This is a genomic window from Roseiarcus sp., assembly GCF_052145395.1.
Lineage (GTDB): Bacteria > Pseudomonadota > Alphaproteobacteria > Rhizobiales > Beijerinckiaceae > Roseiarcus.
This window is the reverse complement of record NZ_JBKQOT010000777.1, coordinates 1-14,128: the sequence shown is the minus strand read 5'-3', so window position 1 is coordinate 14,128 and position 14,128 is coordinate 1. Positions and strand designations below refer to the sequence as shown.

The window sequence follows — 14,128 nt, the reverse complement described above, 5'->3', positions numbered from 1 at the left end:
CTCCGCGCTCGACGGATCGCCGAGCGGCCAGCGGCACATCGCTTCCTTGAGTTCGACGATGGTGACCCTGACCGACATGGGGAGCACGACGCTCTCGATTTCCTGCGGCTGGGCGTGCGCCAGCGCCTGCGGCTGCATGGCGAGCGCGGTCGCGCCGCGGACCATTCGGGCTGCGGGCGCCGGCGCGGCGCGAGGAGCAGCGACCGGGCGCGCGCTTTGCGCCGCGTGGGGCCGAGTCTGCGCTGCGCTCGGGGATTTCGCGCGACCCGCGAGCCCGAGCCGATGCACTTTTCCGATCACGGCGTTGCGGGTCAAGCCGTGACCGAGAAGGCTCGCGATCTGGCTGGCGCTCTTGCCCTCCAACCAGGCCTGCCGGAGCTGCTCCACTCGTTCGTCCGTCCAAGACATTGTCGCCTCGCTCGTTCCTGTCCTTGTCAAGAGCGCGGTCCTCCACGGAATCCGGCACCGACGCCCGACGACGCGCTACGTCGGGCGAAACGTGAACCATCTCGCTTTCTGAAGCCCTCACCACGATATCTCGTGGCCATCGAGGAAGAGGCTACACTACTCGTTGAATCGCGCGCAAGAGTCGCAGCGGGCGCGACCCCAGGCTTTTCAACAGCTCTCCGCGTCCGGGTTCGGTCATTGCGGCTTTCGGCGCGGCTTTCGGCGGCCGATTGGCTGAGTCGGGTCAAAGCCTTAGCGGCTGTCGGCGCGGGCGGGACTGCGCGCGAATATTTTTCGCCCGACTTGCCCACATTTGACCAATTCCGGGCGCTTCCGCTATATTTGCGCCATGTCTGCGGCCGCCCGAGCGGGGCGGCGTTTTTATTTTACGTTCCCTCCGGACGGGCGGGAAGACGAACCGGGACAGGGAGTTCGTAACGTGGATTCCATTGAGGCGACTTCTGCGATCGTTCCGACCTATGCGCGAGCGAACGTCGCCTTCGAGCGCGGGGAAGGGTGCTGGCTCATTTCGACAACCGGCGAGCGCTACCTCGACTTCGGGGCGGGCATTGCGGTCAGCTCCGTCGGACACGCCCATCCCCACATGGTGGAAGCCCTGACCCGTCAGGGCTCGAAGCTCTGGCATGTCTCGAACCTGTACCAGAACCCGGAGGGGGAGCGGTTCGCCCGCCGCCTGGCGGACGCGACCTTCGCCGATCTCGTCTTCTTTACCAATTCCGGGGCTGAGGCCAACGAGGCCGCGATCAAGATGGCGCGCCGGCGGCAATGGATCGGCGACCATCCCGAGCGCTTTAGGGTGCTGACCTTCGAGGGCGCTTTCCACGGCCGCACGCTCGCCACCATAGCCGCCGGCGGGCAGAAGAAATACCTCGAGGGCTTCGGCCCGAAGGTCGAAGGCTTCGACCAGATCCCGGTCGGCGACCTCGCGGCGGTCGAGGGCGCGATCGGCCCGGAAACGGCCGCCATCATGATCGAGCCGATCCAGGGCGAGGGCGGCGTGCGGGCGATCCCGCCTGCTTTCCTCAGGGGCTTGCGCGAAATCTGCGACCGTAACGGACTGCTGCTGATCTTCGACGAGGTCCAGACCGGCATCGGGCGCACCGGACGTTTCTTCGCCTACGAGCACGTCGGCGTCCATCCCGACATCCTCACCACCGCCAAGGGCATCGGCGGCGGATTCCCGATGTCGGCCTGCCTCGCCACGGCCGATGCGGCGCGCGGCCTCACCGTCGGCGTGCACGGCACGACCTTCGGCGGCAATCCGCTCGCGATGGCGATCGGCAACGCCACCCTCGACATTGTGCTCGCTGCCGGATTCCTGGAGCAAGTCGCCGAGCGCGGCCTCCTATTGCGCCAGCGTCTGGCCGAACTGAAGGATCGCTACCCCGGCGTGATCGAGGAGGTGCGCGGAGAAGGACTTATGGTTGGGCTCAAGCTCAGGATTCCCCCGGGCGATTTCGCCACGGCGGCGCTCGGGAAGAGGCTCCTGGTCATTCCCGCCGGCGACAACGTCGTGCGGATCGTGCCGCCGCTCATCGTCTCCGAGGAGGAGATCGCCGAGGGAGTCCGGCGGCTCGCCGCCGCCTGCGCCGCGGTCGAGGAGCGCCTCACCGTCGCCATCAACTGACCAAACGCATGAACGCTGCCGTCCAGACCGCTCCGCGGCATTTTCTCAGTCTCATCGACCTGTCGGCCGGCGAGCTTCGCCGCATCCTCGATATGTCGAGAACGATCAAGCGCAGCCGCGCCAAGGGCGCCCCGTCCGAGTGGCGCCCGCTCGCCGGCAAGACGCTGGCGATGATCTTCGATCGCCCGTCCACCCGCACCCGCGTCTCGTTCGACGTCGGCATGCGGGAACTCGGCGGCGAAACGATCATGCTGACCGGCGCCGAAATGCAACTCGGCCGCGGCGAGACCATCGCCGACACCGCCCGCGTGCTGTCGCGCTACGTCGAGGCGATCGTCGCCCGCATCCTGAGCCAGGACGAGATGTTCGAAATGGCTGCGCACGCGACCGTGCCGGTGATCAACGGACTGACCAAGCAGTCGCATCCTTGCCAGGTGATGGCCGACATATTGACTTTCGAGGAATGGAGGGGACCGATCAGAGGCCGCAAGATCGCGTGGAGCGGTGACTCCAACAACGTCCTGTCCTCCTGGATCGACGCGTCTGCGCGCTTCGATTTCACCCTCGACATCGCTTGCCCGCGTGAACTGCAGCCGTCGGCGGAGCGGCTGGCCGCCGCCCATGCGGCCGGGGCGCGGATCAGGCTCGGCGACGACCCTAAGGCCGCGGTCAAGGACGCCACGGCCGTCATCTCGGATTGCTGGGTCTCCATGGGCGACGAGGACGAGGGGCGGCGGCACAACCTCCTCCAGCCCTACCAGGTCAACGCCGAGCTGATGAAGCGCGCGGCGCCGGACGCGATCTTCATGCATTGCCTTCCCGCCCATCGCGGGGAGGAGGTGACCGATGAGGTCATCGACGGTCCGCAGTCCGCCGTGTGGGACGAGGCCGAGAATCGGCTGCACGCGCAAAAAGGCGTGCTGGCCTGGTGCCTGGGCGTCGAGCCGTGAGCGCCGCGGAACGCGCGGCCTCGACGAATGTCGTCGACGACGTCGTTCTGCCGTTCGCGGTCGACGCGCTGAGCACGCGCGGCCGCCTGGTGAGGTTCGGGTCCGCGATCGACCATCTGCTCAAGCGCCACGACTATCCGGAGCCGGTGTCCAAACTCGTCGCAGAAGCGGTGACGCTCGCCGTTCTGCTCGGCTCGACCCTGAAGCTGGAAGGGCGCTTCCAGCTTCAGACGAAGAGCGACGGGCCCGTCTCGATGCTGCTCGTCGATTTCGACGCACCGTCGAATTTCCGGGCGCTGGCCCGGTTCGACAGGGCGAGTGTCGCGCGCGCCGCCCCCGGGGACGATCTCCTCGGCCGAGGCCATCTTGCCTTCACCATCGATCCCGGCGGCGACATGACCCGCTATCAGGGCGTCGTCGCCCTGGAGGGGCAGGGGCTGGAAGACGCAGCGCACCACTATTTCGAGCGGTCGGAGCAGATCCCGACGCTGGTGCGGCTCGCGGTCGGCGAGACGGTGGCGCCCGGCGGCCGGGCGTGGCGAGCGGGGGGCCTGATCGTCCAGTACCTTCCCGCTGCAGGCCCTCGCCGCCGGGCGGATTTCCACCCGGGCGATGCGCCGGAGGGCACGGCTCTCCACTCGGTCGACGAGGACGACGCCTGGACCGAAGCCCAGGCGCTGTCGGCGACCACCGAGGCGCACGAGCTGATCGACCCGACCCTGTCGAGCGAGCGTCTGCTCTATCGGCTGTTCAACGAGCGCGGGGTGCGGGTGTTCGAACCGACGCCGCTGGCCTGCGTCTGCCGCTGTTCGGCGGAAGGCGTGGACGCGATGCTGCGCAGCTTCCCGCCGGAAGAGATCCGGCACATGATCGGAGACGACGGCATGATCGGCGTCACCTGCGAGTTCTGCTCGGTGAAGCGCGTGTTTCATCCCTCGGACTACGGCGTCGAACGCCAATGATCGATGAGGCGTTCAGGGCGCGGCTCGCGGCCGCTGCCGTGGCGGTGGAGGCCGAACTCGATGCGCGACTCTCGTTCGACCCGGCGCCGGGGGAACGCGCGCGTCCGCGGCGGCTCCTCGAAGCGATGCGCTATTCGACGCTGGGCGGCGGCAAGCGGCTCAGGGCCTTCCTGGTCATCGAAACGGCGCGGGCCATCGGGCGAGGCGACGCCGGTCCCGTCCGCGCTGCTGCGGCGATCGAGTGTCTGCACGCCTACTCGCTGATCCACGACGACCTTCCGGCGATGGACGACGACGACTTGAGACGCGGCCGCCCGACCGCCCATCGCGCCTTCGACGAGGCGACCGCGATCCTCGCCGGCGACGCGCTGCAGACGCTCGCCTTCGAGATCCTGGCCGATCCGCTCACGGACGCGAGCGCCGAGACTCGGGCCGCGCTCTGCGCCGGCCTCGCCCGCGCCGCCGGGCTCGCCGGCATGGTCGGCGGCCAGATGGTCGACGTCGAGGCCGAGACTTCGGCGACGCCGTTGTCGACAGAGGAAATCGTGCGCCTGCAGGCGATGAAGACGGGGGCGCTGATCCGGTTCAGCGTCGAGGCCGGCGCCCGGCTCGCCGGCGCGGGCGAGCCGGGCTTCGCCGCGCTCTCGACCTATGGCGCGGCCATCGGCGCGGCGTTCCAGATCGCCGACGACCTGCTCGACGCCGAGGGCGACACCGCGACGTTGGGCAAGCGCGCCGGCAAGGACGCCGGCCGGCACAAGGCGACGCTCATTGCGGCGCTGGGACTTGTGGGCGCGCGCCGCGAGCTTGCCGCTTTCGTGGCGAAAGCGAAGGCGGCGGTCGACGCGGCGGGACTCGGCGACCGCGGCGATGTCCTGAGGGCGACGGCCGAATTCGTCGCAACGCGGAAAAACTGACCGCGGAGCGAGGCGCATTCGGGCGCCATCCGGCGTCATTCAGCGGGCGTTCGGCATGCGTTCGACAGGCGTTCGGCGCTGGATTTGCCCCTCTTATTCACCCGTGTTTCGTGACTTTTCAATGCGTTACACTTGAGTTTGCGGAAAAATCTATTCGCGCAAATTCTCTTCCTCATCCGGCTCCCGGGGTAAGCGCTCGCGTCACTCGGGACGACGGCGATCCGCTTGCGCTTCGTCTGAAGCTCGCATAAAGGGATCATACCAATATTTCTGTTTTTCCGCAACTAGGATTCGCGCCGATCGCCATTCAAACGAGTGGGAGAGCGCCGGCACCGTGTTTACCCAACTTTTAAAGACGCTCCCGCTTTTATTTCGGGATTGTCCTTTATTAGCTTTCTCGCAAAGGCAAAATCGGAATTTTTATCTATAATATACCGATGCTACCAGTGCAATTGTAGAGAGTTGTAAAAATCGACATTACAATCGTTCGATTCAATCGGAAGTCCCTTAGTAAGCCTCTCGTTCATTAACTCAAAAGCTGCGCATGTGTCCTTCATTTGTTTCAGCTTGTCACTAACTTCTCTGAAAGTTAATAGTCCTTGAACGGCCTTTGCTTGTAATTCCGCTCTGTACCGGTTCATAAGCTGCCTGTTTTCCTCAATTCCCGCTGATATAATCGAAGGGCAGTAGGCACAAAGAGTCAGCTCGGCTGATAAAGGCAAATGTATTTGTATTCCTTTCTGGTCAAAACCTAGATTGCCGTATGGCCCAAAATCCAGACTGTTATGCCTGACGACCGGGTTATCTCCAATATAGAACGTCCTACCTTGTGCTGCGCGAACAAGAAATATATCCTTCTTGCCAATCACTTCAGCGAAAGTTCCTATTTTGCGCGGCAAATCACGAAGGTGTAACATCTTCAACGTGTCTTCTGTGAGAGGCGACCACCCCTCTATATCTTCCATACGCGACCCCGTCGATTCAACTCGTTGTTTGATTGCGGCGTCCATTTCAACAAATACTTCTCGCGTTGATTTCACACGAAGGAACTGAAAGGCGATCAAAAACGAGAGATCGGCAATTTCGTCAGGTAGGTATTCAAGCCTTTGATTTTCGACGATCCTTGAGTACCGGGGAGGATCATTTGTTCGATTTTGGTAGCAATATTCTCAACAATTACAATGTAATCGTCAAGCTGGAACTAATTGAATCGTCGTTCAGACATTATAGTCTTGATCGATGTTACGAACTGTTTATCCTCGCGCTTATCGTACACCGAAACGTGTTCCTTTGGCACATTGGAAAGAAATTGGCGAAGCACGAAGCGAGGTACATAATGATGTGTTTCCGCGGCCATGATAATGCGTTTCCGTACCTGAGATCGAACACCGCCTTCATTTCTCCAGATCGGATAAGCCGCCAATCAAGGCCTGGGCGATCATCGAAGGCCGTCGGAGGGTTCAGGCGGCGCGACCTGATTTCATCCATGCTTTAGCGCGCCTCGGCGGCCGGATCGTCGGCGCCGACGAGATAGCCGAGGCCGCGCGCAGTCTTGATGATGTCGACGCCGAGCTTCTTGCGCAGTCGGCCGATGAACACCTCGATGGTATTGGAATCGCGGTCGAAATCCTGCTCGTAAAGATGCTCGACGATCTCGGTCCGGGAAATGATCCGCCCCGCGTGGTGCATGAGATACGACAGCAGCCGGTACTCATGGCTGGTGAGCTTTACCGGTTGGCCGTTGACCGTGACGCGCCCCGCCCGGGCGTCGAGCCGCACCGGACCGACCTGCAGGTCGCTCGACGCGTGGCCGGCCGCGCGACGCAAGAGAGCGCGCAGACGGGCGAGAACCTCCTCCATGTGGAAGGGTTTGGCGACGTAGTCGTCGGCCCCGGCGTCGATGCCCTGGACCTTGTCGCTCCACCGGTCGCGCGCGGTCAAAATCAGAACCGGCATCGTCCGTCCCGCCTTGCGCCAGGCTTCGAGCACGGAGATGCCGTCGCGCTTCGGCAGGCCGATGTCGAGAACGACCGCGTCGTAAGGTTCGGTGTCGCCCTGGAACCATCCCTCTTCGCCGTCGAACGCACGGTCGACGGCGTAGCCCGCCGCTTCGAGCGCCGAGGCGATCTGGCGGTTGAGATCGCGATCGTCTTCGACAACCAAAAGTCGCATTCGGGCTACTCTTCCTTGACCGGGCCGTCAGTTCTTGACGGGCTGCTCATGAGCGTCATGCCCCTCCTTGGGCTCGTGGGCATCGCGTGGCGGGGTTTCGTGGGCGTCGCGCGACGGCCGTGCGATCGGCTTCCCGGTTCCGGCGTCCATCTCAACGTGGATGAGCTTGCCGTCGCGATGGAGAAGGGTGATCTCATAGACAAAATCGTCGCCGCTGAGGCAGAGCTTGGCCGAAAGAGCTTCGGCCTTGCGCTGCTGTGCGGCGAATTTGAGCGCGGCATAGGGTTCGAGAAGCTTGTGGGCCTTGACCTGGTCGCGAGTATCGGAGGCGCTGAGGCAAACGGGCTTCGTAGCGGGGGCGTGCGACTCCGCCTCTGCGGCTTCTGCGGCGTGTGCGCCAAAACTCGACATCGCGATGAAGGCGACCGCGGCGCGACTGACAGTAGCGAGCGCGGCCATGACGAAGTCCCTGTTCCAGACGGCGCCCAACATCTTCGCTTTGGCGGCTGAATGCAATGTGAATGAGCGGCGCCCGCGGCCGCGCGCCGTTGAATGGGCGGACGTTTCGGCGCATGAACCCGGGCATGCCTCCCATGCGCCTGATCCTGCGCCTTTCGGCCCTCCTGCTTGCGGCGGCGGCCTCCCCCGCGGACGCTCTCGTGGGGGCGGCGCCGGACGGGCGGTTCGCCGACCGGGTGGCGATGGTGCTGATGCGAGGCTCAGGCGAGGCGGGGTTCTGCTCGGCCCTCGTGCTCGATTCGCGGACATTGCTGACCGCCGCCCACTGCCTCCGGCCTGTCCGCGACATGGCGGTGCATTATCGCGACGCGTCAGGGGCCCCGATCGTCATACCGGTCGAATCCGCCGTCGCTCACCCGCTATACCGCCCGGACGCGATCCGGGCGCGCGTCGAATCGATCGACGTCGCGCTCGTCCGGACCGCCCGGCCGCTCGACGCGCGCTTTGTCGGCGCGTCGCTTGCCACCGGCGACGGTCCGGCCGTCGGAGAGCCGGTCATCTTGACTGGTTACGGTTCGACCCGCGAAGGGGACTGGAAATCGGGCGGGAGCTTACGCAGCGTGACCCTTGCGGTGCGTGAGCCCGCCTCGACGGTGCTCGTGTGGGCGGCCGAACCCGAAGGCCGGGTCGCCGGCGCCTGCTCGGGCGATTCCGGCGCGCCGATCTGGTCCGAGGACGGCGCGACCGCCGTCGCCATTGCCGCCTGGGCGCAGGCGCCGCGCGGACGCGGCTGCGGCGGCCTCACTCAGGGTCCGCGTCTTGCGCCGCTCCGGACGTGGATCGAAGAGACGAGGCGGGATCTTGGTCGGGAGCGGTAGCGCGCCTACTGCGCGTGCGCCTCCAGCGCCTCCTTGATCTCGTCGAGAACCTTCGGATCCTCGATCGTCGCCGGAGTCGCCCACGTTTCGTGGTCGGCAATTTTCTTCATCGTGCCGCGCAGGATCTTGCCGGAGCGCGTCTTCGGCAGGCGCGAGACCACGAGGGCGATCTTGAACGCCGCCACCGGGCCGATCTTGTCGCGCACCAGCTTGACGACCTCCTTCTCGATCTCCTCGTTCGGCCGGGTGACGCCGGCCTTGAGCACGATGAAGCCGCAGGGCTGCTCGCCCTTGATCTCGTCCTTGATGCCGAGCACGGCGCATTCGGCGACGTCCGGATGGGCGGCGACGACCTCCTCCATGCCGCCGGTCGACAGCCGGTGGCCGGCGACGTTGATGATGTCGTCGGTCCGGCCGAGGATGGTGAGATAGCCGTCCTCGTCGATCGTCCCGGCGTCGGCGGTCTTGTAGTAGCCGGGGAACTCCTTGAGGTAGCTTTCCCTCATCCGCTCGTCCTGCCGGTAGAGCGTCGGCAGGCAGCCGGGGGGCAGCGGCAGTTTGATCACGATCGAGCCCATCTTGCCGACCGGGACCGGGTGACAGGCTTCGTCGACGATCTCGACCGCATATCCAGGCATCGGCACAGTCGGCGAACCTGGCTTGATCGGCAGGATGCCGAGGCCCACCGGATTGGCCGCGATCGCCCAGCCGGTCTCGGTCTGCCACCAATGATCGACCACCGGCACGCCGAGCACCTTTTCCGCCCACTCGACGGTGTCCGGGTCGGCGCGCTCGCCGGCCAGGAACAGGGTGTGCATGGAGGTGATGTCGTATTTCTTCAGCAGCGCCGCCTGCGGATCTTCCTTGCGAACAGCGCGGAAAGCCGTCGGCGCGGTAAAGAAGGCGCGGACCTTGTATTCCTCGATAACCCGCCAGAACGCCCCGGCGTCCGGCGTGCCGATCGGCTTGCCTTCGTAGAGAACGGTCGTGCAGCCGTGCAACAGGGGCGCATAGACGATGTAGGAATGGCCGACCACCCAGCCGATGTCGGAGGCGGACCAGTAGGTCTCGCCCGGCTTGACGTCGTAGAGCGCCGACATCGTCCACTTCAGGGCGACGATATAACCGCCAATGTCGCGCACTACGCCCTTCGGCACGCCGGTCGTGCCGGACGTATAGAGAATGTAGAGCGGGTCGGTCGCCGCGAGATCGGCGCAGGCCGCGCGCTTTCCGGCGGCCTTGGCGGCCTCGACCAGCCCCTTCCAGTCGTGGTCGCGCTCCGGATTCATCCGCGCTTCGATCTGTGGCCGCTGGAACACGACGACCGACTGCGTCTTGGCCTTGGACAGGCCGATCGCCAGGTCGAGCAGGGGCTTGTATTCGACGATACGGCCGGGTTCGATGCCGCAGCTCGCAGTCAGGATCACCTTCGGCTCGGCGTCGTCGATCCGCGTCGCCACCTCCTTGGCGGCGAAGCCGCCGAACACCACAGAATGCACCGCGCCAATCCGGGCGCAGGCGAACATGGCGACGAGCGCCTCGGGGATCATCGGCATGTAGATCAGAACGCGATCGCCCGCGGCGACGCCGAGGTCCTGCAGGACGGCGGCGAGCGCCGCGGTCTCACCGAGCAGCTCTCGGTAGGAAACCGTCCGCTTCGTTCCCGTCACCGGGCTGTCGTAGTAGATGGCCGCCTGGTCGCCGCGCCCGCCTTCCACGTGACGGTCGATGGCGTTGTAGCAGGCGTTGACGCGCGCGTCCGGGAACCACCGCCCGTACACGCCGGCTTCGGGATCGAAAATCCGCTCGGGCGCCTTGATCCAGGAAATCTCGCGCGCAGCCTCAGCCCAAAAGGCTTGCGGATCGGCGAGCCACTGATCATAGGTCTGCCTATAGCCGCTCATTCGTTTCGCTCCCTTTGCCCCGAGGTCGTTAGAAGTGGGCGCGATTTTCGCGCTCCAGGCCTTTGAACGCAACGCTGGCGCGCTAACACTAACGGCCTATGCCCCCTTTCGCGGCGGGCATGTGTGGAGCGCAGGATGTCGGGCGAACTGAACTTCTATCTCGTCGCCGTCCCTGCGGTGATCGTGCTCGGCCTGTCGAAAGGCGGTTTCACCGGCCTCAGCTCGCTTGCCATGCCGATGCTGTCGCTGGTGACGTCGCCGATCAGGGCCGCGGCGATCGTCCTGCCGGTCCTGATCGTGCAGGATTGGGTGAGCGTCTGGGCGTTCCGGCGCGACTTTTCGCCGCGGAACCTCATCATCCTCGTCCCGTCGTCGATGATCGGCATCGCAGCGGGCTGTCTGCTCGCGGCGCGGGTCAGCGAGGATGCGGTCCGGCTCGCGGTCGGCGTGATTTCGATCGCCTTCGTCTTCTACATGATCCTGCGCGACCGGCTCGGCCTCGCCGCGGTCGACAGGCCCGGCGTCCCGGGCGGCGTGCTGTGGGGTTCGCTCGCCGGATTCACCAGCTTTATCAGCCATGCCGGCGCGCCGCCGTTCCAGGTGTACGTGATGCCGCAGAATCTGAAGCCGCGCGTGTTCGCAGGAACAGCGACGATGTTCTTCGCCGCCGTGAACCTCATCAAGCTTCCGCCCTATTTCCTGCTCGGCCAGTTCAGCCGCGACAACCTTCGCGTATCCGCGGGGCTCATTCCCGTGGCCATCCTCTCGACTTTCGCCGGGGTCTGGCTCGTGCGCCGGGTCGACGCCAACCGGTTCTACGCCATCATCCTCGTCCTCACCTTCCTAATTGGAGTCAAGTTGACCTATGACGCTGTCCAGGCGCTCATCTAGTCCTACGGCGACGGCGCCTGCGACGGCTCGACACGGCCGGATCGTCGCGCAGGTCCCGGCCTTCGCGCTGGTCGGGGTGATCGGCTACATCGTCGACGCAGGGATTACCTACGCCGGCGCGCGCTATCTCGGCCTGTCGCCGGAGCTTGCCCGTCCGCCGGGCTTCATCGTCGCCACGATCGTGAATTTCCTGCTCAATCGCGCGATCACCTTCCGCGGCTCGAGCGCGCCGTTCTGGCGCGCGTTCGTGCGCTACTGGGTGGTCGCCTCGGGCGGGCTCGCCGTGAACTACGCGGTCTATTCCGCTTGCGTCCAGCTTGCGCCCCGGTTCGGGATCGCCGTCGCGCCGGCCGTTCTACCGCTCTTCATCGCGGTCGGGGTGGGCTTCGCCATGGTCGTGACCTTTCTCGGGTTCCGCTTTTTCGCCTTTCGATAATCTCGGCCCGCAACCCCTCCCCAACGCCGCTGCGAGCGTTATGATGGCCGCGAGGCGCCGCAACTAAAGGCGCAACCGCCTCGATTCGCGGGTATCGTCGCCCGGTCGGGCGTCTGGGTCAGAGGAAGCCTATGTCTCAATCGTCATACGAAAGCGATCTCGATCGCAATTCCGCGAACTTCCAGCCGCTCACCCCGCTGACTTACCTCGAGCGCGCAGCGCTTGTGTTCCCAGACCGCCTGGCGATTGCGCATGCAGACCTTCGCCGCAACTATCGCGAATTCCACGCCCGGTCGAAGAAGCTCGCCTCGGCCCTGGCGAAGCGTGGGTTCGTTCGCGGCGACACGGTCGTGGCCATGCTCGCCAACACCCCCGCGATGCTCGAGTGCCATTACGGCGTTCCGATGTGCGGGGCGGTGTTGAACACCCTCAACACCCGGCTGGACGCCGCCACGCTCGCGTTCATGCTCGATCACGGCGAGGCCAAGGCGCTAATCGTCGACCGCGAATTTTCCGGCGTGGTCGCGGAGGCGTTGAGGCTCGCCAAGGTCCGCCCGCTCATCATCGACTACGACGACCCGGAATACGACGGTCCGGGCAAGCGGATCGGCGAGACGGAATACGAGGCCTTCGTGGCCGAGGGTGACGAGACTTACCAGCGCGCCTTCCCTCTCGACGAGTGGGACGCGATCGCCCTCAACTACACCTCGGGCACCACCGGCGACCCCAAAGGCGTCGTCTACCATCATCGCGGCGCGAGCCTGCTGGCGGTGGGCAACGTCGTCACCGCCGACATGGGCCGGCACCCCGTCTACCTCTGGACGCGGCCCATGTTCCATTGCAATGGCTGGTGTTTCCCGTGGTCGATCAGCGTCAAGGCGGGCGCGCACGTCTGCCTGAGGCAGGTGCGCGCCAAGACGCTCTACGACCTCATCGCCGAGCACAAGGTGACCCACCTCTGCGGCGCGCCGATCGTCATGTCGGTCCTGCTCAACGCGCGCGACAGCGAACGGAAGCCCCTGCCGCACGTTGTGCGCTTCTTCACCGCTGCGGCGCCGCCGCCGGCTGCAGTGCTCAAGGCGATGCGCGACGCGGGCTTCGAGGTCACCCACCTCTATGGCCTGACCGAGGTCTACGGGCCGTCGGTGGTCAACGACTGGAAGGACGAGTGGAACGCGCTCGACGGGGAGGAGCAGGCGCATCTCAAGGCGCGGCAGGGCGTGCGCTACCATGCGCTCGAAGACCTCGACGTCATGGACCCCGACACGATGGCGCCCGCGCCCGCCGACGGCCGGACGATGGGCGAGGTCATGTTCCGCGGCAACGTCGTGATGAAGGGCTACCTCAAGTACAAGCCTTCGACCGACAAGGCCTTCGCCGGCGGCTGGTTCCACTCCGGCGATCTCGGGGTCAAGCATCCGGACGGCTACATCCAGCTCCGCGACCGCGCGAAGGACATCATCATCTCGGGCGGCGAGAACATCTCCTCGATCGAAGTGGAGGACGCCCTGTTCGAGCATCCGGGCGTCCAGCTCGCCGCCGTGGTCGCGCGTCCGGACGAGAAATGGGGCGAGACGCCCTGCGCCTTCGTCGAAATGAAGCCGGGCCACACGGCGACTGCGGAGGAACTCGTCGCCTGGTGCCGCGAGCGCCTCGCGCATTACAAGTGCCCGCGCACGATCGTTTTCGCCGAGATCCCCAAGACGTCGACCGGCAAGGTCCAGAAGTTCGCCTTGCGCGAGCGCGCCAGGCAGCTCGGCCAGGATTCGGCCTGAGGCCATGCAAGCGGATCACTGGCCGACTTACTGCCGCGCGCTTCTGGCGGCGTCGGTCGCCTCCGCGGCCTCACGCTTTCCCGGCCGGGGCGAGGAAGCGCCGGAGCGGGTCCATGGCGTCCGCAAGACCTTGAAGGAGTCGCGCGCCCTGGCGCGGCTGTTTCTGCCGACCGTCGGCGAGCCGGCGCGGGTCACGATCGCCGCGCTCGCGGTGGTGCGGCGCAGGGTCGGACGCGCGCGCGATCTCGACGTCATGGAGAGCCGCCTCGAGCGCCTCGATCCGCCGCGGGAGATCGCCGAACCCCTCGGCCAGGCGATTGCGCGAGAGCGCGAAGCCGCCAAGCGCGCCCATACGCATTTCGCCACGGCGGCGTCGCGCGCCCAGCTCAACGCGATCGTCAAGCGGCTGGAAGGCTGGGACCTCGGCCACGTCGGGGACGGCGACATCGCTGAGGCCGTCGCGCGGACGTATCGGCAGGGCCTTCGTCGCGGGCGGCTCGCCTTCGGCGGCGAGGACGCAGCTGCGCTGCATGCGTTGCGCTCCCGCGTGGTCGATCTGCGCTACCAGCTTTCCGCCCTTGCTCCCGCCTGGCCCGCGGCGCTCGGCGCCCAGTCCGAAGAACTGAACGCGCTGCGCGATACGCTCGGGGATTTCAACGATCTCGCCGTGGGGGGGGGGGGGGGGGGGG

General features: G+C 65.7%; 15 protein-coding genes. 9 read left to right on the top strand and 6 right to left on the bottom strand.

Annotated elements, in window-relative coordinates; all coding sequences use genetic code 11:
* Positions 1-408: GcrA family cell cycle regulator (locus ACLP25_RS26790; protein WP_442472149.1), on the bottom strand; the 408-nt coding region annotated here is incomplete at its 3' end.
* Between the two features lie 478 nt (positions 409-886).
* Here ACLP25_RS26790 and ACLP25_RS26785 point away from each other — a divergent pair.
* The 4 genes from ACLP25_RS26785 to ACLP25_RS26770 are packed head-to-tail and all read left to right on the top strand — an operon-like array spanning position 887 to position 4,924.
* Entirely contained in the window at positions 887-2,095 is a 1,209-nt protein-coding gene (locus ACLP25_RS26785; RefSeq protein ID WP_442472148.1) for an aspartate aminotransferase family protein, read from the top strand.
* A gap of 8 nt (positions 2,096-2,103) precedes the next feature.
* Complete coding sequence (argF, locus tag ACLP25_RS26780; RefSeq protein ID WP_442472147.1) at positions 2,104-3,045, top strand: ornithine carbamoyltransferase; 942 nt, start codon at positions 2,104-2,106, stop codon at positions 3,043-3,045.
* Positions 3,042-4,007: an Hsp33 family molecular chaperone gene (locus tag ACLP25_RS26775; RefSeq protein WP_442472146.1), complete on the top strand. Its 966-nt coding sequence runs from the start codon at positions 3,042-3,044 to the stop codon at positions 4,005-4,007. The genes argF and ACLP25_RS26775 overlap by 4 nt, the downstream gene beginning before the upstream one ends.
* On the top strand, positions 4,004-4,924 hold the full coding sequence (locus ACLP25_RS26770; protein ID WP_442472145.1) for a polyprenyl synthetase family protein: 921 nt from the start codon (positions 4,004-4,006) through the stop codon (positions 4,922-4,924). The genes ACLP25_RS26775 and ACLP25_RS26770 overlap by 4 nt, the downstream gene beginning before the upstream one ends.
* 440 nt (positions 4,925-5,364) lie before the next feature.
* On the opposite strand, the gene ACLP25_RS26765 is transcribed toward ACLP25_RS26770, so the two are convergent.
* The 4 genes from ACLP25_RS26765 to ACLP25_RS26750 all read right to left on the bottom strand — a co-directional run bounded on the left by ACLP25_RS26765 (position 5,365) and on the right by ACLP25_RS26750 (position 7,555).
* Positions 5,365-6,045 carry a DUF4238 domain-containing protein gene (locus ACLP25_RS26765; protein WP_442472151.1) on the bottom strand — a complete coding sequence of 227 codons (681 nt, stop codon included), beginning with the start codon at positions 6,043-6,045 and terminating at the stop codon, positions 5,365-5,367.
* Positions 6,046-6,125: 80 nt separating this feature from the next.
* Positions 6,126-6,281: a DUF4238 domain-containing protein gene (locus ACLP25_RS26760; protein ID WP_442472144.1), complete on the bottom strand. Its 156-nt coding sequence runs from the start codon at positions 6,279-6,281 to the stop codon at positions 6,126-6,128.
* Between the two features lie 134 nt (positions 6,282-6,415).
* Entirely contained in the window at positions 6,416-7,096 is a 681-nt protein-coding gene (locus ACLP25_RS26755; protein WP_442472143.1) for a response regulator transcription factor, read from the bottom strand.
* A 27-nt stretch (positions 7,097-7,123) separates the two neighbouring features.
* Positions 7,124-7,555, bottom strand: a complete 432-nt coding sequence (locus ACLP25_RS26750) for a PepSY domain-containing protein (RefSeq protein ID WP_442472142.1) — start codon at positions 7,553-7,555, stop codon at positions 7,124-7,126.
* Between the two features lie 125 nt (positions 7,556-7,680).
* On the opposite strand from ACLP25_RS26750, the gene ACLP25_RS26745 reads away from it, so the two are divergent.
* Complete coding sequence (locus ACLP25_RS26745) at positions 7,681-8,433, top strand: trypsin-like serine protease (RefSeq protein WP_442472141.1); 753 nt, start codon at positions 7,681-7,683, stop codon at positions 8,431-8,433.
* A 5-nt stretch (positions 8,434-8,438) separates the two neighbouring features.
* Here ACLP25_RS26745 and ACLP25_RS26740 read toward each other — a convergent pair whose 3' ends face one another.
* Entirely contained in the window at positions 8,439-10,382 is a 1,944-nt protein-coding gene (locus tag ACLP25_RS26740; protein WP_442472150.1) for a propionyl-CoA synthetase, read from the bottom strand.
* A gap of 90 nt (positions 10,383-10,472) precedes the next feature.
* Between ACLP25_RS26740 and ACLP25_RS26735 the strand changes: the two genes are divergently transcribed.
* The 4 genes from ACLP25_RS26735 to ACLP25_RS26720 all read left to right on the top strand — a co-directional run.
* Entirely contained in the window at positions 10,473-11,228 is a 756-nt protein-coding gene (locus tag ACLP25_RS26735; protein WP_442472140.1) for a sulfite exporter TauE/SafE family protein, read from the top strand.
* Positions 11,203-11,664, top strand: coding sequence for a GtrA family protein (locus tag ACLP25_RS26730; RefSeq protein ID WP_442472139.1), 462 nt, complete (start codon positions 11,203-11,205; stop codon positions 11,662-11,664). Before ACLP25_RS26735 ends, ACLP25_RS26730 begins: the two co-directional genes overlap by 26 nt.
* Before the next feature lie 131 nt (positions 11,665-11,795).
* A complete protein-coding gene (locus ACLP25_RS26725; RefSeq protein WP_442472138.1) occupies positions 11,796-13,439 on the top strand; it encodes an acyl-CoA synthetase in 1,644 nt (547 codons plus the stop codon).
* Positions 13,440-13,443: 4 nt separating this feature from the next.
* Positions 13,444-14,128, top strand: a 685-nt coding sequence (locus ACLP25_RS26720) for a CHAD domain-containing protein (protein WP_442472137.1), incomplete at its 3' end; no start/stop codon positions are given.